Raw genomic sequence first — 20,252 nt, 5'->3', positions numbered from 1 at the left:
GGCGGAACGATCGGTCCTGAGCCATCGGAACCTCGATCAGGCGTGCAGCCCGAGCGTCCGGGCCGCGGCCTGCGGATCCGGCGGGACGGTGACCGGCGCAGGCGCGCCGGCGATCGCCCAATCGGGATCCTTGAGCCCGTTTCCGGTGACCGTGCAGACGACCCGCAGACCGCGGTCAAGGAGACCCTGCTCGCGGGCCGCAAGCAGCCCGGCGACGCTGGCGGCGCTTGCCGGTTCGACGAAAACGGCCTCCCGGGTGGCGAGCAGGCGGTATGCGGCCAGAATCTGGCGGTCGGTCACCGACAGAATCGCCCCACCCGAGGCGTCCCGTGCCTCGAGCGCCTTCGTCCAGCTCGCCGGGTTGCCGATGCGAATCGCGGTGGCGATCGTCGACGGTTTCTCGACGACCCGGCCGAGGACGATCGGTGCAGCGCCGGCGGCCTGGAAGCCGAACATCCGGGGACGACGCCGGGCCGGACCGCCGCGGCTGGGATCGGCGTACTCGACGTACCCCTTCCAGTAGGCGGTGATGTTCCCGGCGTTCCCGACCGGAAGGCAGTGGACGTCGGGCGCATCGCCGAGCGCGTCCACGATTTCGAACGCCGCGGTCTTCTGCCCTTCGATACGGTCGGGATTGATGGAATTCACCAACGTGACCGGGTAATCCTGCGCAAGCTTGGCCGCCAGCGCGAGGCAATCGTCGAAATTCCCGTCGATCTGCAGCAATTTCGCGCCGTGCACCAATGCCTGCGCCAATTTGCCGAGCGCGATTTTTCCTTGCGGGACAAGCACGGCGCAGAGCAGCCCGGCACGCGCGGCGTACGCCGCCGCACTCGCGCTGGTGTTTCCGGTCGATGCGCAGATCACCGCCCGGGAACCGGCCTGCACCGCCTTGCTGATCGCCACGGTCATGCCGCGGTCCTTGAACGAGCCGGTGGGATTCGCCCCTTCGACCTTGAGGTAGACCTCGCATCCGGTCTTCTCAGAGAGCACCGGGGCGGGGAGCAGCGGAGTGCCGCCTTCTTGGAGGGTGATGACCGGGGTGTCGTCACTGACCGGAAGCCATCTGCGGTACTCCTCGATGAGCCCGCGCCATCGTGGTCGGGCGGCCGCGGCGGTGCTGGTCGTCGTCACGCCCCTTCCTCCCCTTCGACCCGCAGCACGCTCGCCACCGCCCGGACGACGTCCAGGTCCCGCAGGTCGTCGACGGTGGCGGCGAGCGCGGCGTCCGGCGCGGTGTGGGTCATCACGGCAAGCTGGGCGTCGTCTCCTCGCCCGATTTGCCGGACCGTCTGGATGGACACATTGTGGCGGGCGAAAACGGTCGCAACCTGGGCAAGCACGCCCGCTCGGTCGGCGACGTCGAGATTGACGTGGTAGCGGGTGATGGTCTCGCCGATCGGGCGGACGTCCAAGTCGGCGTACGCCGATTCGCCGGTGCCGATGCCGCCGCGGACCCGGTTCCGGCCGACCGCGACGATGTCGCCGAGGACGGCGCTCGCTGTCGGAGGCCCGCCGGCACCCCGGCCGTAAAACATGAGCTGCCCGGCGGCGTCGCATTCGACGAAGACCGCGTTGTACGCGTCGCGGACCCCGGCGAGCGGGTGGGTGCGCGGAATCATCGCCGGGTGCACCCGGACGCCGATGCCGCGGGCGGTGCGTTCGCAGATCGCGAGCAGTTTCACGACGTAGCCCATGTCACGGGCCGCGCTGACCGCCGCGGCGCTCAACCCGGCGATTCCCTCCCGGTGGACATCGCCGATGGTGACGCGGGTGTGAAAGGCCAGGCTCGCGAGGATGGCCGCTTTCGCCGCAGCGTCCAGCCCGTCCAAGTCCGCGCTCGGGTCGGCCTCCGCATAGCCGAGTTCCGTCGCTTCCGCCAGCGCATCGGCGAACGTGACGCCCTCTTCATCCATGCGGGTCAGGATGTAATTAGTCGTGCCGTTGACGATTCCAAGAATCCGCTGCACCGTATCGCCGGCCAGCGATTCGCGCAACGGCCGGATCAGCGGGATACCGCCGGCGACGGCTGCTTCGAAATACACGTCGACGCCGTATATGTCCGCCGCCTCGTAGATGGTGGCGCCGTCTTCAGCGAGCAGTGCTTTGTTGGCGGTCACCACCGAGGCGCCCCGGCTCATCGCGGTGAGCAGCAGCGAACGCGCGGGCTCCACGCCGCCCATCACCTCGACGACGATGTCCAGATCCTCCCGACCGACCAGCCCGGCGGCGTCCGTCGTGAAGAGAGTCGGGTCGACGTCGACGTCGCGGCGCAACTCCGGTCGGCGAACCGCGATACCGGCGAGCTCCAGGGGCGCCCCGATCCGCGCGGCCAGGTCGTCGTGGCGGGCGCGAAGTTGGCGGACCACCTCGGACCCGACGGTGCCGCATCCGAGCAGCGCGAGACGCAGCGGCCGGTGGGGCATCGGACTCCTCGGTTCGGACGTGACGTGGGGACGCGGGGTGGTCTTCTCCGGCTCATTCTGCCGGTTCGGCTGCGCCGCTTCGCACTCCGGCACGGTCGTGTGTTCGGGTGTCGGGCGGCGTATCTTCGCTTGCCGTGCATTCGCCGCGGTTGAGATCGTCCCCAAGGTCGAGGCGGAGCAGGTCGTCGATGGTCTCCCGGCGGACGAGCAGGCGGGCTCTGCCGTCGCGGACCGCGACCAGCGGCGGACGGCCCAGGTAGTTGTAGTTGCTCGCCAGCGAACGGCAGTATGCGCCGGTGACCGGGACGGCGAGCAGGTCGCCGTCCTGAATGTCGGCGGACACGAAGGTGTCGCGGACGACGATGTCACCCGCCTCGCAGTGCTTGCCGACGACCCGGGCGAGAATCGGTTCGCCGGCCGCTCGGCGATTGGCGAGCGCGCAGGTGTACGCCGCGTCATAGAGGGCGGCGCGAATGTTGTCGCTCATTCCGCCGTCCACCGAGACGTACGTGCGAACGAATCCCCCGCCGAGATCGACGGGTTTGACGGTGCCGACCCGGTACACGGTGAGCACCGGCGGGCCGGCGATCGCCCGTCCCGGCTCAACGGCCAACCGCGGCACGGCAAGGCCGGCGGCCGCGCATTCCCGTTCGACGATGGCCCGCACCTGCGCGGCAAATTCCGCGACGTCCACGGGGTCGTCGTCGGCCGTGTACGCAACGCCCACCCCGCCGCCAAGATTCAATTCCGGCAATTCGATGCCGTGCTGGTCACGAATGGTGCGGAGCAATCCGACGACCCGATGGGCGGCGACCTCAAAGCCGGCGGTGTCGAAAATCTGCGAACCGATGTGCGAATGCAATCCGACAAGGCGGAGGCTCGTCGCGCCCAGCGCCTCGGTGACAGCCGCAAGGGCCTGTCCGCCGGCAAGGGAGAACCCGAATTTCTGGTCTTCATGCGCAGTCGCGATGAACTCGTGCGTGTGCGCTTCGACGCCGACCGTGACGCGGATGAGGACATCCGGCCGGACACCGAGTTCGGCCCCGAGCGCGGCAAGGCGGCGGAGTTCGGCGAACGCGTCGATGACGATCCGCCCGACACCGGCCTGCAGCGCGGTCCGCAATTCGGCGTCCGACTTGTTGTTGCCGTGGAAGACGATCCGCGCCGGATCCACGCCGGCCCGCAGCGCCACCGCCAATTCGTCACCGGTGCAGACGTCGAGACCGAGCTGCTCGTCAGCCACCCACCGGGCGATGCCGAGCGTGAGCAACGCCTTGGCGGCGTAGTACACCGTGGCGCCCTCGAAGGCGGTCCGCCAACGCCGGCAGCGGGACCGGAAATCCGTCTCGTCGATGACATAGCACGGCGTGCCGAATTCGGCGGCCACCGCGCGCAGGTCAACGCCGCCGACGCGGATTTCGCCGTCCGGCCCGCGGCGCGCGGTTGCCGGCCACACGTGCGGGGCGAGAGAGTCGAGGTCCGCCGGCGGCCGCAGCGGGAGCGCGGGCGGTTCGGCGACTTCTGCGTGCAGGGCACCGGCTTCGTGGGCGCGCATTACATCCGCTCCGGTGCCTCGACGCCGAGTAATTCCAAGCCGTTGGCGATGACGATGCGGGTCGCGTCGTTGAGCCAGAGGCGGGCGTGGGTGAGCGGTGTCGGTTGTTCATCGCCGACCGGCAGAATCCGGCACGCGTCGTAGAACCGGTGATAGGTGCCGGCGAGCTCTTCGAGGTAGCGCGCGATCCGGTGCGGTTCGCGAAGCTCGGCCGCGGATGCGACGATGCGGGGAAATTCCGCGAGCGCTCCCAGCAAATCAATTTCCCGGTCGTGGCCGAGCAGGGTCGGGTCAAAGGCGCCGCGGTCGATGCCGAGGTCCCGGGCGTGCCGGGAGACCGAGGCAGTGCGGGCGGCGACGTACTGGACGTAGAACACCGGATTGTCGTTGGTCTGCCGGGTGATGAGGTCGACGTCGAGGGTGAGCGGTGAGTCGGCCGGATACCGGGCAAGGGAGTACCGGACGGCGTCCACACCGGCGAGGTCGACGACATCCTCGAGCGTGACGATTTCCCCGGCGCGCTTGGAGAGGCGGACCTCTTCCCCGCCTTTGAGGATTTTCACCAGCTGCCCGATGAGAACCTCGAGGGTTCTCTCCGGGTCGTCGCCGGCGCAGGCTGCGATCGCCTTGAGTCGCGCGACGTACCCATGATGGTCCGCGCCGAGAAGGTAGAGGCAGGTGTCAAAACCACGCCGCCGCTTGTCGAGGTAATACGCGGCGTCCGCGGCGAAATAGGTCTTCTCACCGTTGCTGCGCACGAGCACACGGTCGCGGTCGTCGCCGAAATCCGTGGTGCGCAGCCATACCGCGCCGTCAGCTTCGTAGACATGCCCTTGACGGCGGAGTTCGTCGAGCGCCGCCTCCACCGCCCCGGATTCGTGCAGCACCCGTTCGGAGAACCATACGTCGAAATGCACCCGGAAATGTTCCAAGGCCCGCCGCTGCCGCTCCAGTTGCCGGCGATACCCCTCGTCACGGAACGCGGCTGCCCGCTCGTCCGGGGGCAGGTCGAGGAATTCGGGATGCTCACCGGCGATTTCTTTGGCCAAGTCGTGAATGTACCGGCCGTGGTAGCCGTCGTCCGGGATCGGCTCACCGACGGCCGCGGCGGCGAGCGACGCGCCGAATTTTTCCATTTGGGCGCCGCGGTCGTTGATGTAGAACTCCCGCGTCACCTCCGCGCCTGCGGCCTGGAGGACCCGGGCGAGGGCATCGCCGACAGCCGCCCACCGGGTGTGCCCCAGATGCAGCGGCCCGGTCGGGTTGGCGGAGACGAATTCCACGTTGATGCGCTGACCGCGCAGGGTGGTGCTCGTTCCGTACCGTGGTCCCGCTTCGACGATTTGCCGGGCGATGTCACCCTGCGCACCGGCGGCCAGCCGGATATTGAGAAAACCGGGCCCGGCAACGTCGACCGCGGCAATACCTGGCTGCGCGGCAAGCTGCTCGGCCAGGATCGCGGCGACGTCACGCGGCGGGCGTCCGGCGGACTTGGCGAGTTGCAGGGCGACGTTGGTGGCGTAATCCCCGAATTCCTTGCGCTTGGGCCGTTCGACGAGCACCTCGGCGGGGACGTCGACGCGCAGTTGGTCGGCGTCCACCGCGGCGCGGATTGCCCGGCGAATCGCATCGGCAAGGTCTGCTGGGGTCACGGGCGCGAGGCTACCGCAGCGCCGCCTCGCCGGCACACCGAGGAGGTCACCCGGCCGCGGTGTGGCGTTCGGGATCCGCGGCGGCGTCCGCCGGGCGGGGTTCGGCACTCGCCGCGCCGGTGTGGCGGCCGGGATCCGTCGCGTCAGTGTGGCGTTCGGGATCCGTCGCGTCGTCCGCCGGGCGGTCAGCGGCCAGCAAAGTACGGATCAGCTGGACGAAGGCGTCGGGTTCGAACGGTTTGGTGAGGTAGGCATCGGCACCGGCGAGCCGGCCTCGCTCGACGTCCTCGGATCGGGCCAGGGCCGACACCATGAGAATCTTTACCTCTGCGACGGCGGGATCGGCTCGGAGCGTTCGCGCAACCGACAGGCCGTCGATTCCCGGCATGGCCACGTCAAGGACGACGAGATCGGGTCGCAGCTGGTGGATCGCGGCCAGGCAGCGTTCGCCGTCCGGCGCCTCGTCGACCTGGAACCCCTCAAGTTCGAGATTGACTCGCATGAGCCGGCGGATCGCTTCGTCATCGTCGACGATCAATATCCGCCGCGGCTCCCTCCCCACCCTGCGTAGCCTAGTGGACAACACCCGTGGGTGCCTGTCCGCTCACGAACCGCCGACCCCTCGCCCCGGTTCGCCCGTCGGCAGGATCCGCCCACTGCTCGCCGGGATCGCCAGAGGCGGAAGATGACGTTCATTCTCGACGCGGTCCGTACGCCGATCGGTCGGTACGGCGGCGCTCTCTCGGGCGTCCGCCCGGATGACTTGGCGGCGCACGTCGTCCGCGCCCTGGTCGGCCGCGCTCCCACCCTCGATCCGGCGGCGATCGACGACGTGCTCTTTGGGGATGCGAACGGCGCCGGTGAGGACAACCGAAACGTGGCGCGCATGGCGGCCCTGCTGGCCGGGTTGCCGACCAGCACGCCCGGAGTGACGCTGAACCGGCTCTGCGGCTCCGGCATGGAAGCAGTCATCGCGGGAGACCGTGCGATCACGGTCGGCGACGCATCGTTGGTGATCGCCGGCGGGGTTGAGTCGATGAGTCGCGCGCCATGGGTGCTGCCGAAACCGTCGCGCGCTTTTCCCGCCACGCACGAAACGCTGTTCTCCACGACGCTGGGTTGGCGAATGACGAATCCGGCGATGCCGACGGCATGGACGGTGTCGCTCGGCGAAGCGACCGAAGAACTCGCCGCGAAATACCAGATCACCCGTGAGGCCCAGGATGCGTTTGCCGCCGCCAGCCATCACAAGGCCCATGCCGCGTGGGAAGCCGGCGTATTTGACGCGGAAATCGTGACGGTGCCCGGTGTGGACCTGACCCGGGATGAGGGCATTCGGCCGCAGACGTCGGTCGAGATTCTGGCGACATTGAAACCGGCGTTCCATGCCAACGGAACGATCACGGCGGGCAATGCCTCCCCGCTCAGTGACGGAGCGGCGGCACTCCTGCTTGGTGACGAGCGTGGCGCGACGATCGCTGGCCGCGAGCCGTTGGCCCGTATCGTGTCGCGCGGCCTGGCGGCTGTCGAACCGCAACTCTTTGGTGTCGGACCGGTCGAGGCTGCTGAAACCGCGTTGCGCCGGGCCGGCCTCCGGTGGAGTGACCTCGACGTGGTCGAAGTCAATGAGGCCTTTGCCGCGCAGGTGCTGGCCTGCCTGGCGGAGTGGCCGGACCTCGACCCGTCGATCGTCAACGTGCACGGTGGAGCGATCGCCATCGGCCATCCGCTCGGCTGTTCCGGGGCGCGGATCGTCGGTCACCTGGCGCACGCCCTCCACGCCCGCGGCCGCGGATACGGCTTGGCGGCCATCTGCATCGGCGTCGGTCAGGGACTCGCCGTCGTGCTCGAAGCGGTGTGACAGCGATCTGCCCGGCCAAGGGCTCGGCGGGCGCTGGTAGGCTCACTCTCGCGACGCGGAGAGCGACACTCACAGGTATCCGGATAGGTGTCGCGCCGCGGCGTGGCCCCCGTAGCTCAGGGGAGAGAGCACTGCCCTCCGGAGGCAGGGGCGCAGGTTCGAATCCTGCCGGGGGCACGGTCCAGGAGCCGCGTCCAGAGCTCACAAGACATACGCGGCCGCCGGATACCGGCTTGGTGCAGGTCTTGGCCGCATTGCGACGACACCGCCGTAGTCGCCGACCTGGTCCCGCCGGCGTACACAATCGAAACGTTTCCAGGGAATACGGCTTCTACCCCAACCCCTACGCCGAGCCGGCCTCGTCTGGCGGAACAGCCACAGCGCTAATCGCCGCCGTACCCGCCCATGCGAGTCCCCACACGATTGCGGTTGAGAAACAACCACCACCGTACAGAGGACGTCCAATTACACAAGGGCACAATGAGTTGAGCGCACGGTGCGTGCCCTATTAATGCTCATCGTTGGAAGTGCCATTACCGCGACGACCGATTGCAGATCACATGGCGCGTCAGTGAGCGGCAGTCCGTCTATCCCTGCTGCCTTCCGCACCGCATGCGGCCACCCCGGCAGTCACGTCACAATCACCAAAGTGCAGGTCACGATCAGTCATCGCGTCTGCGATTTAACCGGCGTAGAGGTGGACGACAATGGAGTTGGTGTAACTATCCCGGCGTACGGCGAAGCAGCTGCCTTCCTAGATACCGTGAGCGGGGTGGTGCAGCTGGTGGCCGAAGTCGACCCGAGGACGGGTGATGTGACTATCCACGAGTGAGGCGCACGTCAACTCGTGTCACCTGCTCATCGGTTCTGACGGCGTCTACTACTCCGCTGGCAGCATCTCCGTCCCCGCCGCGGCCACCCGCCCCCACGGCGACCCCCGGGGCATCGGCCGGCATCGGGCGGGAGAAGCTGATAGCAATGGCCGGAGAAGCCACGAGCAAGACCGTCTCACCTGGGAGAAACTGATGACCGGACCAGCGCACCCACCGACGAGCAAGGGTCCCGCGGAAACATTCACCGGCGACGTCTACGTCGACACGATCGCGCGCGGTGAGGGGCCGTCGCGGCTGCGGGTCAGTGTCGTGCGCTTCACCCCGTCCGCCCGCACGGCCTGGCACCGCCATCCGGTCGGCCAGACGTTGTATGTCCTAGAGGGCAAGGGCTGGGTGCAGACCCGCGGCGAAGCCGTCACGGAAATGCGCGCCGGGGACGTCGTCTACACACCGCCGGATCACTGGCACTGGCATGGGGCGACGCCGGAGAACTTCATGAGCCACCTGTCGATCACCGAGGTCCCCGGTGACGGCAGGGCGGAGGTCGAGTGGGCGGACCACGTCACCGACGAGGAGTATCTGGCTCCCCGGCGGTCATAGCGGCGTCGAGTTCCGCCAGGCTCGGCGCTGCGCGCGCCCCGGGACGGGACACCGAAAGGCTCGCGGCGACAACGGCACGTCGCACCGCCGACCGTAAGGGAACGTCGGCCGCGACTTCGGCAGCCAGCACGCCGACGAATACGTCACCTGCGCCGGTCGTATCGACCACGGGCACCTGCCGCGCCGCAATATGCGTGTCGCCGTCGATGTCGGCCAGCAACGCACCATCGCTGCCGAGCGTGACGACGACGGGTGCCCGCGTCTGCTCCGTAAGCGACCGCGCCGCCGCGTGAACGTCGTCTAATCCGGTGAGGACCAGGCTCTCCACCCGGTTGGGCGTGAGAATTGCTCGTCCGTTCCACAGCGCGGTGGTGAGCGGCCGTGCCGGCGCCGGATTGACGATAAGCCGGCATCGGGCGGCGCCGCCGTACTCGACGGCGGCGTCCACGGCGTCATCGGGGATTTCGAAATTGGTGAGGATAACGTCCTGGTGCGTCACGTTAATTCGCTGCAGCGCCTCCCGCACCGCCGCTCCGGTGACGTGTGTATTGGCGCCGCCGATAATGACGATTTCGTTCTCCCCGGTGTCAGCGACAAAGATAACCGCGGTGCCTGACGGGACGCCGTCGACGACCCGTATCTCACGGGTGTCGATTCCCTCGGCACGGAGCATTGTGACGTTCTGGACGCCGGCCTCATCCGCACCGACCGCGCCGACGAAACACACGCGCCCACCAGCCCGGGCTGCAGCGACCGCTTGATTCGCCCCCTTACCGCCCGGAAGAAATTCAAGATCCCACCCGGGAACGGTCTCGCCAGGGCTCGGTAACCGACCAACGCGGGCCACGATATCCCGGTTGATCGAACCAACGACGATGACCCGCCCTGCCACCGGCGCCCCCATTCACCACGCACCCAAAGGTCCTTCCAGCAGCCGCCGCGACCACCGCTGGCCGCCAACAGCACGCTACCCGAAACGCGCACGACTCCACCGAGCACGACGACGCGTACAATTGCCGTCGCAATGGGCACCATCACCGCGCGTCGCAGCTACGACGACGCGCCTCACGCACACGAGAAGCGGTACCTCGTCGAACGGCTCTGGCCCCGCGGCGTCCGCAAAGAAGACCTCGCCCTCGATGGGTGGCTCAAGGACGTCGCCCCGAGCCCCGAACTCCGGCAATGGTTCGGCCACGACCCTGCGAAATGGGAGGAATTCCGCCGCCGCTATATCGCGGAACTCGACGCTCACCCGGAGTCCTGGCGTCCGCTCCTCGAGGCCGCACGAACCCACGACGTCGTCCTCCTCTATTCGGCCCGCGACGAGACACACAACAACGCCGTCGTCCTCCGCGATTATCTCCGCAAAAAGACGCAGCGAGCCGGCCGTTAATCACCGGTCAATGTGGCCGCCGCTGCTGCGGCGTCGATCAGGTGTTGTACGCACCGAGAACGTCGACGACGAAGACCAGCGTCTCGCTTCGGGGAACTCCAGCTGACGGCGCTCCGCTGGCGCTCAGTCCTTCAGCGGGCGGAACAACGATGAGGACCCTACTGCCGACCGTGACTCCGACGAGTCCTTGGTCGAGTCCGGGAAGAAGCGCTCCAGTCCCTATCGGCAGCGGTACCGGCAACGGCCGGTCCCAGGAGGAACCCACCAGCTGCCCACTCCACGTCTCGGCAAGATACTGCACGATCGCGAGATTTCCTTGCTGGAGGGCCGGGCCATTGCCTTTGACCAGCGTGACGACACGCCGCTGCTGCGGCGGCGCGGCCTCCGGAATGTGCACGTGCGGCGCACTGTGCACATCCGACCATGAAACGCTGGGCAGCTGACCGCCACCGTGCGAAACGACGCTGCCCTGCGGTCCGGCGTCCCCGCGGTAACCGCCGATGATGTCGAACACCACGACAGCGGTATCAGCAGCCGAAACGCCTTGCGGTCGGCTTGCACTGACCCCAAAACCCTGACTGGGCGGAACGACGACGAGGACCCGGCTCCCGACCGGAATTCCCTCCAGGGCATGAACCAACCCCGGTAGCGCCAACGGTGTCGTCCCCACCGGGAAGACATGCGGAGCCTGGCCGAGGTAATAGGTGTTCTCGTACATCGCACTGCTCCGCCAGGTCCGGCCGACGTCGTCCACCACCGCCAGGTCACCCTGCTGGAGCAGGACGCCGGGACCGCGACGCACGACGACAACTTCGGTGCGGGTGGGCGGCGGTGTCGCGCTGTCCACGTGAATCTGCGGCTCAGTCTCGAAACCGGCGTCCACCGAAATTCCCGGGATCCCGCTGACGAGCAACGGGGATTCCGACGCCGGTGCGGCGGGAACCGTTGCGGTCGGCGGCATGGATGCGGTGCGGGACGACGCCGGCGACGGCCGGTTTGGCGCTGCGTGTCCGGTGCACGCCGCCAGCAAAGCGACCAATGTCACGGGTAGCAGAATCGTGCCGCGATGTATCACAGGCTGCCGACTTTCCGGACCGGAGAAGGCGTCGCGTGCCGAACGGAGGCGACACCGGCATGGTATCGAATCACGGCCGCGCCGTGGATTGGTCAGCGAGGCCGGACCGGCAGCGGCAACCACCCGCTGCCGTGATCACCGACTCGGGGCCCTCAGTTCGCAACCACACCCGCCGATAGATCCGGCGAGTAGCGGCGCGCGGATCGATGGACCGGGAGGGATGGTGCCGCTAACCGTACGACGCGGCGTGGCGGCGACCGTCCAGACGGTGGCCGCCGTCCTTTGCTGCGCGGCAGTGGGGATCGGCTCCGCATACCCGGCGAGCGCCGCCGATCCGACCCTGACCAGCGATGCGTCCGGCCCGCTCTTTCCGGCCCTCACGAACCTCGCACCGGGCGCGACTCAAACGAACTGCCTCCGCCTCGATTACGCCAACCTCACCACGCCGGCAGATCTCGGCATGACCGCAGCGGCGAGCGGAAATCTCGCGTCATTCCTGAATGTGACGATAGCCGTCGGCTCTGGAGGCGGTTTCGGATCGTGCACGGGATTTTCCGGTACGGTGCGCTACGCCGGTACTCTCGCCGACCTCGCCGCTCAGCATGGCGATCTGTCGACTCAGCTCAGCCTTGGCTCGATGCCGCCGCCGAGCGGTTCCGCAAGCGTCGAAATCCAGGTCACCCTCGTCGATGACAACCGCGCGCAAGGGCTTACCGCCACGGCAAGCCTCACGTTTGCGCTCACGACCGCCGATCAGCTGCCGCCGAGCCCGAGCCCATCTCCAAGCCCGTCCCCCACCGTGACCGCATCGCCGTCCCCCAGCCCCACACCAGCGCAAACGCCGTCCGCCACCCAACCCCCGACGATGAGAACGCCGGGCGGTTCTCCCACGACGACATCGCCGGGCGGTCCGGCCTTCAACGACGTCTCCGCTCCGCCGAGGAGCTCCGCATCGAGCACCCCACCGGCGAGCCCCGCACCATCGGCCGCCCCCACGCCGTCACCGCACCGGAAACCCCGGCAGGTGTTACACGTTCCGCTGACAAATCCGCCGCCGTCCGGGCCGCCGAGCTTTGCAAACCGGCTGGGAAACCTCGCCCGGACGGTGTTTCACGCGCTCGCACCCACCGCGTTGCCGACCGCAAAAGGAATATCGTGGACCCTTTTTGTCACGCCCATTCCGCTGCTCTTCCTCCTTCTCCAACACCGCATTGATAGGCGTGATCCGAAGCTTGCCTTAGCGCCGGTCTACCGGGACGAAACACTGCCGTTCGACGACTGCGCTCCGGGAGAGGAACACGGCGCTCCGGGAGAGGAACACTGACATGGCACGAACACAGGACATCGACTTGGTGCCGCTCAGCGAACGGCTCCGGACTACCCAGCTGTGTCGGTATGGCCTCGGTGTGGTGATGGTGCTGCTGTGGTACGCCGTCCCGCAATATCGAGGCCTGCCGCTTGTCTCGCTCGCGGGATTCACGGCCGGATATCTCGCGGTGACAGCGCCGACCGCGTACGCCGCACGACTGTCACGGCGAACGATACTCACGGTCTTCAGCGCGTCGCTCGTCATCGACGGGATATATCTGGCGATCACCAGCTATGCCACAACCGGATACGTGTCTCCCCAGGTCACCCTCGTTCTGGTGCACGCCGTAACGGTTACGCTGCTGGCATCCTTTCGCACCGGCTTGAAAATCGCGGTCTGGCATTCCCTGCTTGCCTTCGTCGTCTATCAATACCTGAGGGCGGGGGTGCTCCATTCTCCGCACCACTCGACCGGGGCGGAGGTGGGCGCTTTCGTCGCCGCGGTATGGCTGGTCACGCTGGCGACCGCCGCGTTCGCCTCCGTGAACGAACGCGAGTTGCGCCGCCGCAACTACGATCTTCTTGGGCTGGCTCGACTTTCTCAGCGCTTGGAGGAAGCTCTCCATCCCGCCGACGTCGGTCGCGTGCTTGTCGAAGCGGTGCACGACGACTTTCTCGCACCTCGAGCGGCAATCGTCGTCAAGAGCGGCCCGGGCGACGTCATCCTGGCCTCGGTCAAGACGACACCGAACCGACTGTCACCCGCGGAAGACCGCTCTATTCAATCGGTTCGCCGCGAACGGCGGACGTGGCGGCTGGGGCATATCGACCGACACCGGGATCGATGGCTTGCGGCCAGCTTTCCCGGGGCCCAGCGCCTCCTCCTCGTCCCCATGTCAGCCGGCAACAACGTGGACGGCGTACTGGTGGCCGAGCACAATGCCCGTTTCGGTTCGCGGGTTGACCGGCGCGTCGTCGCAATGCTGGAACGTTACGCGTCGCAAACAGCGCTCGCGCTGGCCAACAGCTGGCTGCTCGAGCAGATCACATTGCTTGCCGCGACTGACATGCTCACCGGAGTAGCGAATCGGCGTACTCTCGAAGAGAATCTCGACCGGATGTTCGCTCAAGCGAGTCGGGCGGCACAACCGATATCCGTCGTCATGGTCGACATCGACCATTTCAAGCACATCAATGACACGTTCGGACATCAAGTCGGCGACCAGACGCTCCAGCGGGTTGCCCGCGCACTCCAGCAGGGGTGCCGGAGCTCTGACCTCGTCGCCCGGTACGGCGGGGAGGAATTCGTCGTTGTGCTGCCGGACACCGATCTCGCCGGCGCTGCCACCGCAGCGGAGAATCTTCGCCGCCGAATTTTCGGTCTTGACGCCGAACCGCGCGTTACGGTGAGCCTCGGGGTCGCGACCTTCCCCCTGCATGGCGGATCACCGGATCACATTCTTTCGGCTGCCGACGCCGCCCTCTATCAATCGAAATCAGCCGGCCGCAACCGGGTCACTCTCGCGGGAGTGGGGAGCCAGGTCCTGCCTGGCTCCCCACAACCCGCATAGCCCCACATTCTTGATGTGCCCGCTCGCCGGGTTTCACCTCGCGGACGTCACCCGTGCCTCATGCCCGTCCGCTCGGTCCGCTTCGGGTCCCCGCTCGCGGGTTTCACCTTGTCGACCTCACGCTACCTGCGCGGAGGACATCGTCCGTCGTCCTTGCTCGAGCGTATTGGCTCGAACGTCCCGCCAACGATGTCAGCTGGCGGTGCAGGTGAGTGTGGGTGGGGTGTTACTGCCGGTGTAGTTGGCGTTGAACCCGAAGGTGGTCGACTGACCCGGTTGGATCACGTTGTTGTAGCTCAGGTTCGTCGCCGTCACCGACTTACCTGATTGGGTCAACGCAGTGTTCCAGTAGTTCGTGACCGTCTGATTCCCACCAAACGACCACGCCACCGTCCACCCGCTCGTCGCCCGGCTCCCGGTATTTGTCACCGTCACCGTCGCCGTAAACCCAGAACCCCAATCATTACTAACCGCATAGGCAGCCTTGCACCCAACACCACCAGACGACGATGTCGGGCTGGACGTGGGCGTTGGGCTCGGGCTCGGGGACGGGCTGGGCGCGGGGCTCGGGGATGGGCTTGGAGACGGTGTCGGTGTCGGGCTGGACGTGCCGCTCGTCACGGAGACGCTGAACGAGTTACTACCCAGGCCCTGACCACCTTGCCAGATCTCAAACCCGGCCTCAACATCGATGAGGTAATCGGAGGTGTTGAGCGAGCCGCGCGCAGCAGCGTCCGCGAGAATCGCCTTCAAATCCAGATTGCTGATCGACGTCGCACCAGGGGTCAGGACGTAGGAAATAATCTTCCAGGACGTCTGCTGGCCCTGCCAGACGTTCCACGTGTGACCAGCGACCGTCACACCCGTCGCCGTCTGCGACCCGAACGGCTGCACCCCACCCCGCGAATTCAACCAAATCATCACCTCTGTGCCATTCGGCTGACCAGAGGTCGTCGGGGTGCTGTTCGTCCAAATGTCGTAGGCCACGTCATACGCGCCCGACGACACCTGCGTCGTACTCCACGACGTCACAGCCGAACCAATCTTGCTGACCTGAATCGGCATCCCGACATTGGCTGTCGTGCAGTTGCCCCAGTGGCAACCCTTGTAAATCGACGGATACGTCGCCGGCGCTCCGTTGGTCGCAAGATTGAAATTCGCCGTGCTGACTGACCAGGCGCCCGTTGACGTGTCAATGGTGAGGCATTGTTGGGCCGACGAATTCCACTCATTGGCCTGCACCCGGTATTCGTCACCGGCCACACTCACCACGGCGGTAGGTGAACACGTTGATGTCGTTGCACCATAGGCGGAGTGACTTGTCACAAGTATTCCGGCGGCCGCGATCCCCACTGCGGCTGCCGTGATGACCACTCGCCATCGCGGCGCCCTGAGCACTAGCATGATCTGCTCCTCTCGGACGGTGCCTCTGACACCGGCCCCGGTCGCATTCGGGGACGGCGAGGAGCCTGCAGGAGCTTGCCTGCGTCGGCCTACCTGCTCCTATTAACTCAGTGTGAGAATGCCATTACGAGGCGTAAAGAGCCGGATGGTCCTATCCGGTGTAGCCAAACGGACGCGCGATTCGTACCGTCCGGCGAAGCCCGTACGCCAATCGACCGACAACCGGCTATCGACCAGAGCAATGTTCTCGCTCCCGCAGCACCGTGTGGTCACCGGCGATCAGTGGAGGACCGCCTTACGTGGCACGGTCTCCCGTCGATCGCCACGGAATGCGCGAAGGTCTGACGACTCCCGCACGCTCGGCCACCAGGACAGCCGAGCGCGGCCGTGATTTTTCCGCTGCCTCCTGGTGGGTTAGTTGGTGGTGCAGGTGGGGGTGGGTGGGGTGTTGGTTCCGGCGTAGGTGGCGTTGAACCCGAAGGTGGTCGACTGACCGGGTTGGATCACGTTGTTGTAGCTCAGGTTCGTCGCCGTCACCGATGCACCTGATTGGGTCAACAGGGTGTTCCAGTAGTTCGTGACCGTCTGATTCCCACCAAACGACCACGCCACCGTCCACCCGCTCGTCGCCCGGCTCCCGGTATTCGTCACCGTCACCGTCGCCGTAAACCCAGAACCCCAATCACTATTCACCACATACGTCGCCCGGCACCCCACACCCGACGACGACGGGGACGGCGTGGGGCTTGGGCTTGGGCTTGGGGACGTGCTCGGGCTCGGGCTGAGGCTCGGGCTCGGGCTCGGGCTCGGGCTCGGCGACGGGGACGGGGAGAGGCTGGGGCTGGGGCTGGGGCTGGGGGTCGGGCTGGGGGTCGGGCTGGGGGTCGGGCTGGGGCTGGGGCTGGGACTCGTGGTGGTGGCGGTGACGGGGGTGGATGGGGCGGAGGTGTTGCCCGCAGCGTCCACCGCGGCCACCGTGTAGGTGTAGGCGGTTCCCGCGGCCAAACCCGTGTCGGTGAACGAGGTCACCGTCGGCTGGCCCACCAACACCCCGTTGCGGTACACGTTGTAATGCGCCACCCCCACGTTATCCGTCGACGCATTCCACGCCAACGACACCGACGACCCACTCACCCCCGTCACCACCACGCCGGTCGGCACACTCGGCGGCGTCACATCCCCACCCGGGCTCGGGCTCGGGCTCGGGGATGGTGTGGGGCTGGGGCTGGGTGTGGGGCTGGGGCTGGTGCCGGACGGTTCAGTCCCCCACACCAGCCGGCCGTTGACGTACACCGTCACCTTCGACCAATCCTGGAAGACGGTGTTCGTCCCATACGAGTAGTCATTCGTCTCGGTGAAATTCGACCAGTCACTCTTATTCACCCGGTTTTGAATCTCACCCGTCGACCCACCAGCGGCCAACGTTCCACCAGTGAACGACAACTGCAGGTAGGTGTCCGCCGTCGGCGTCGCCGGGTTCACCGAGCCGAACGAGGCGCGGATATTCCCACACCCGATCGCCGCCCAGTCACAGTTGTACACCAGTGTCGACGAGCCACCATCCCGGGTGAACCAGTACCGCACCGTCACCGTCGACAAATCCACCGACGACGACCCGGTATTCACCACCTGCAAACCCGGCTTGATCTGATTATCACCCGGCGCCGAATCATTATTCTTATACTGCACCTTCACCCCACCCGACACCGGCGACGACGACGGCGTTGGGCTCGGCGACGAAGACGGTGACGAAGACGGGCTCGGTGACGAAGACGGGCTCGGCGACGCCGATGGTGACGGAGACCGAGACGGACTCGGCGATGGTGACGGCGACGGAGACGGCGACGAGGATGGACTCGAGCTCGGTGACGGCGACGGCGATGGCGAGCTGCTCGGGCTCGGGCTCGGGCTCAGGCTCGGCGAAGCCGACGGACTCACCGACGGAGACGGCGATCCGGACGGCGCACCAGCAATGTCCCCGTAGACAATTCCACGGCCGTTCGTGCCTATGTACACCCGCCCGTAAATTCGCGGGTCACCGGTGATTGCTTGTCCCCAATTTCCGTATTGGTGCTGGTCATCATTGATCCGTACCCAGGTCGTCCCACCGTCGTCGGAGCGGTACGCCCCCGTAACGCCTCCGATCGTGCCGACGACAAAGACGGCTGGGTATGACGACCCGGGCGCAGACTTACCAAATCCCACGTTCACCGCGGAGGATACGCCGGTGATTGCAGACCAACTGCTGCCGCCATTGGTTGAGTGGTAAAGCCCGCTCGATGCAGCGAGCCACAGATCGCCTTCTTTTCCAGGCACCGCGTGGAACATGACACCGACGGCACCGCTGCTCGGAAGACCGGCCGCGACCGGTTGGAATGTCACGCCGCCGTCCGTGCTTCGATAGAAGGTTCCATTGGATAGGGCATAGAAAGTCTTTGGATTCACCCGGTCTGAGCGGATCTGGGCATTGGCGGGAACACCTTGCGAAGCAGCCCAGGAGTTGCCAAATCCGACTGCGTACACCACAGGCTGACCGGGATCGCCGGGAGCCCAGACGAAACGAGAGCCGTCGGCCGATGCGGCGACGGTGCCGCCCGTCGTCACCCCGCCAGGTTCGCTGCCTTGGAACCAGTTCTTGCCGCCGTCTGTCGAGAACGCGACGTGCCTGTCGTTCGGTTGGCTCGATGGATCGAAACTTCCAGCGCGAACGATGATCGACGGATTCAATTCCGCATAGTCGACGCTGGTGCCGGTCGTGAACACCGGTGACGTGAAGATCGTCGATGGCACGGCAGTAACGTCGGCGTGGGTGAAGCCGCCGAGGTCTCCGAGAGCGCTGATGAGCGGGGCGCCAGACGGCGGGCTGATGAGATCGTTTACCGCCGTCTCCTCCAATCCTTTGACCATCGGCGCGATATGAATCTGGCCGCCGGAGTCCCACTTCGTGAGATCATTTGTTGCGTACAACGTCGCGCCTGTTCCGTAGAGCATCCGATCAGAGTTGAACGGATCGATTGCCATCGCTTCATCCATCCAGCCGAGCTTCGGACTCGGTACGGGAGGATTCGGCTGTACGCCGAAGGTCAGCCAAGGCTCCGCCGAAATGTCAAGCACATATCGCAAGCTTCGATTGGGATAACTCGTCCAATCCCAGATCCGCGTCCACGTCGCACCGCCGTCGGTGCTCCGAAAGATTATGGTGTCCGGCCACCACGATATCTGGGTTGCCACCATTATCGTGTTCGGGTGCTGGCGGTCGATAGTGAGGCCGCTGTAACCAAAGTAGTCGTTGGCCGTGTCCGTCGAAGGTACCGGGCTGATTCGCGTCCATGTCCCGGAGGTCACCGAGAATTTCCAGACGTCGCCGGAGCTCCCGTCATACGGACCACCCGTATTGCTGGTGGCAATATAGAGCACGTGGTTGACCGGGTCAAAGACGCCCTTGTGCGGGATGAAGCCGGTCGGCGCACCCGGCACCGCCTGCCACGTCGCGCCGCCGTCTCTGCTCCAGAAGACCGGATTATTGGGATCCGCCACGCCCACAAAAATGGTCTTACTCGCTTGCCCGAGCGATGACGAAGACTTGTCGAAAGCGACCCAGACGACGCCTTGAATATCGCTCTGATAGCCGGTCGTGTCAGTGGGATTTGCAATGTACGTGCCTACGTCCGGAAAGTTCGTCATCTGGGACCAGGTCGCGCCGGAATCTGTGCTTCTCCAGAGCCCTTTGCCGCTCGGGGCGCCGAAATACAGAATGTTGTCATTGTTTGGATCCACCGCAAGCCGCTCGCCCATTCCACGCCCGGGCATGTTGCCGCCAAGCTTGAACGGCAGGGGCGTTATTTGCCACGTTGCGCCCTGATCAGACGAGCGGAGAATCGCTCCGTCGTTTGGGTCCCAGCTGTTGGTGTACATTCCGACGGCGGCCCATACCTTGTTAGTATTGATCGGGTCTGCCGCAATGCTGACGACGCCGTTGTACCCCCAATTGTTCCATCCCACCCAATCCAGAAGAGGGATCCACCGCCCGTTGGCGGCATCCCATCGATACATCCCCCCGATGTCCGTCCGCACGTACAGAATTCCCGGTGCACCTTCATTGAAGACGATCCCGTCGACAAAGCCGCCGCCCCCGATCGCCACGTTGCTCCAGGTGTACGGCTGAGTCGTCGCCGCGTGCGCAGGAGAAGCCGTTATCGCGATGGGCAGAACTCCCAGAGCGGCGGCCACGGCGAACGACGCAGTGGCGGCGAGCAGTGATACCAATCGTCGTGATCTCATAGTCAGACGGATGTTCTCCGAACGATCCATCGTGATCACTTCTCCGTATGAGTGGACGGCGATGACGCTGCGCACGGCGATTGCGTTCCGCGGTTATCACTCGGTGCGCCACCGAATACAACCCATTCCGGCCCTCCGTCGCTCAGCAAGGCTCCTACGAACCCGCCGTCGCAGCCGTCAGCGTGCAAACGACGCGCGGCCGAAGCGATCGACGGACCGCACCGACGGACGGGTCGTACCCCGTTGGGGTAGCGGCCGCCGAGGGGATGGACGGCCGCTACCCCTAGTGGTTG

The 20,252-nt window shown here is 66.2% G+C and carries 14 protein-coding genes and 1 tRNA gene; 6 read left to right on the top strand and 9 right to left on the bottom strand.

Features of this window, described 5'->3' with window-relative positions; all coding sequences use genetic code 11:
* Positions 1–36: 36 nt before the first annotated feature.
* From thrC to ACEL_RS03230, 5 genes are read right to left on the bottom strand one after another with little or no spacing between them, the layout of a single operon-like run.
* Positions 37–1,134, bottom strand: coding sequence for a threonine synthase (gene thrC, locus ACEL_RS03250; RefSeq protein ID WP_011719467.1), 1,098 nt, complete (start codon positions 1,132–1,134; stop codon positions 37–39).
* Positions 1,131–2,426 carry a homoserine dehydrogenase gene (locus ACEL_RS03245; RefSeq protein ID WP_011719466.1) on the bottom strand — a complete coding sequence of 432 codons (1,296 nt, stop codon included), beginning with the start codon at positions 2,424–2,426 and terminating at the stop codon, positions 1,131–1,133. The genes thrC and ACEL_RS03245 overlap by 4 nt, the downstream gene beginning before the upstream one ends.
* Before the next feature lie 52 nt (positions 2,427–2,478).
* The gene (gene lysA / locus ACEL_RS03240) at positions 2,479–3,981 is read right to left on the bottom strand and encodes a diaminopimelate decarboxylase (protein ID WP_011719465.1); all 1,503 of its coding nucleotides are present in this window, start codon (positions 3,979–3,981) and stop codon (positions 2,479–2,481) included.
* Entirely contained in the window at positions 3,981–5,633 is a 1,653-nt protein-coding gene (gene argS / locus ACEL_RS03235; RefSeq protein WP_041835320.1) for an arginine--tRNA ligase, read from the bottom strand. Before argS ends, lysA begins: the two co-directional genes overlap by 1 nt.
* A gap of 46 nt (positions 5,634–5,679) precedes the next feature.
* On the bottom strand, positions 5,680–6,171 hold the full coding sequence (locus ACEL_RS03230) for a response regulator transcription factor (protein WP_011719463.1): 492 nt from the start codon (positions 6,169–6,171) through the stop codon (positions 5,680–5,682).
* A 147-nt stretch (positions 6,172–6,318) separates the two neighbouring features.
* Between ACEL_RS03230 and ACEL_RS03225 the strand changes: the two genes are divergently transcribed.
* The 3 genes from ACEL_RS03225 (at position 6,319) to ACEL_RS03210 (ending at position 8,927) form a co-directional block, all read left to right on the top strand.
* Positions 6,319–7,494 carry a thiolase family protein gene (locus tag ACEL_RS03225; protein ID WP_011719462.1) on the top strand — a complete coding sequence of 392 codons (1,176 nt, stop codon included), beginning with the start codon at positions 6,319–6,321 and terminating at the stop codon, positions 7,492–7,494.
* Between the two features lie 105 nt (positions 7,495–7,599).
* A tRNA-Arg gene (locus ACEL_RS03220) sits at positions 7,600–7,671 on the top strand.
* An 848-nt stretch (positions 7,672–8,519) separates the two neighbouring features.
* Positions 8,520–8,927 (top strand): (R)-mandelonitrile lyase, encoded by a 408-nt coding sequence (locus ACEL_RS03210; protein ID WP_011719461.1) that lies wholly within the window; start codon positions 8,520–8,522, stop codon positions 8,925–8,927.
* Here the strand turns inward: ACEL_RS03210 and ACEL_RS03205 are convergent.
* Entirely contained in the window at positions 8,890–9,831 is a 942-nt protein-coding gene (locus ACEL_RS03205; RefSeq protein ID WP_011719460.1) for a ribokinase, read from the bottom strand. The two genes, ACEL_RS03210 and ACEL_RS03205, sit on opposite strands and share 38 nt — an antisense overlap.
* A 120-nt stretch (positions 9,832–9,951) precedes the next feature.
* On the opposite strand from ACEL_RS03205, the gene ACEL_RS03200 reads away from it, so the two are divergent.
* Positions 9,952–10,320 carry a DUF488 domain-containing protein gene (locus tag ACEL_RS03200; RefSeq protein ID WP_011719459.1) on the top strand — a complete coding sequence of 123 codons (369 nt, stop codon included), beginning with the start codon at positions 9,952–9,954 and terminating at the stop codon, positions 10,318–10,320.
* A 37-nt stretch (positions 10,321–10,357) separates the two neighbouring features.
* Here the strand turns inward: ACEL_RS03200 and ACEL_RS11395 are convergent, their stop codons facing one another.
* Positions 10,358–11,365 (bottom strand): FKBP-type peptidyl-prolyl cis-trans isomerase, encoded by a 1,008-nt coding sequence (locus tag ACEL_RS11395; protein ID WP_148204519.1) that lies wholly within the window; start codon positions 11,363–11,365, stop codon positions 10,358–10,360.
* A gap of 277 nt (positions 11,366–11,642) precedes the next feature.
* Between ACEL_RS11395 and ACEL_RS03190 the strand changes: the two genes are divergently transcribed.
* Together ACEL_RS03190 and ACEL_RS11390 are read left to right on the top strand one after the other, a co-directional pair.
* Positions 11,643–12,719: a hypothetical protein gene (locus tag ACEL_RS03190; protein ID WP_148204518.1), complete on the top strand. Its 1,077-nt coding sequence runs from the start codon at positions 11,643–11,645 to the stop codon at positions 12,717–12,719.
* A 1-nt stretch (position 12,720) separates the two neighbouring features.
* Positions 12,721–14,274 (top strand): GGDEF domain-containing protein, encoded by a 1,554-nt coding sequence (locus ACEL_RS11390; protein WP_011719456.1) that lies wholly within the window; start codon positions 12,721–12,723, stop codon positions 14,272–14,274.
* Between the two features lie 192 nt (positions 14,275–14,466).
* Here the strand turns inward: ACEL_RS11390 and ACEL_RS03180 are convergent, their stop codons facing one another.
* Both ACEL_RS03180 and ACEL_RS12565 read right to left on the bottom strand, forming a co-directional pair.
* On the bottom strand, positions 14,467–15,678 hold the full coding sequence (locus ACEL_RS03180) for a glycoside hydrolase family 12 protein (RefSeq protein ID WP_011719455.1): 1,212 nt from the start codon (positions 15,676–15,678) through the stop codon (positions 14,467–14,469).
* Between the two features lie 414 nt (positions 15,679–16,092).
* Positions 16,093–20,034 (bottom strand): cellulose binding domain-containing protein, encoded by a 3,942-nt coding sequence (locus ACEL_RS12565; protein ID WP_148204517.1) that lies wholly within the window; start codon positions 20,032–20,034, stop codon positions 16,093–16,095.
* Positions 20,035–20,252 lie beyond the last annotated feature (218 nt).

The sequence above is a fragment of the Acidothermus cellulolyticus 11B genome, from assembly GCF_000015025.1.
Taxonomy (GTDB): Bacteria; Actinomycetota; Actinomycetes; order Acidothermales; family Acidothermaceae; genus Acidothermus; species Acidothermus cellulolyticus.
The sequence above is the reverse complement of the archived record's forward strand: the minus strand, read 5'-3'. Positions and strand labels throughout refer to the sequence as shown.

Coding starts and splice junctions, on each gene's coding strand:
- ACEL_RS03205 (WP_011719460.1), bottom strand. CDS start 9,831: ATGGGGGCGCCGGTGGCAGGGCGGGTCATCGTCGTTGGTTCGATCAAC.
- ACEL_RS03225 (WP_011719462.1), top strand. CDS start 6,319: ATGACGTTCATTCTCGACGCGGTCCGTACGCCGATCGGTCGGTACGGC.
- ACEL_RS03200 (WP_011719459.1), top strand. CDS start 9,952: ATGGGCACCATCACCGCGCGTCGCAGCTACGACGACGCGCCTCACGCA.
- ACEL_RS03245 (WP_011719466.1), bottom strand. CDS start 2,426: ATGCCCCACCGGCCGCTGCGTCTCGCGCTGCTCGGATGCGGCACCGTC.
- ACEL_RS11390 (WP_011719456.1), top strand. CDS start 12,721: ATGGCACGAACACAGGACATCGACTTGGTGCCGCTCAGCGAACGGCTC.
- ACEL_RS03210 (WP_011719461.1), top strand. CDS start 8,520: ATGACCGGACCAGCGCACCCACCGACGAGCAAGGGTCCCGCGGAAACA.
- lysA (WP_011719465.1), bottom strand. CDS start 3,981: ATGCGCGCCCACGAAGCCGGTGCCCTGCACGCAGAAGTCGCCGAACCG.
- ACEL_RS03180 (WP_011719455.1), bottom strand. CDS start 15,678: ATGCTAGTGCTCAGGGCGCCGCGATGGCGAGTGGTCATCACGGCAGCC.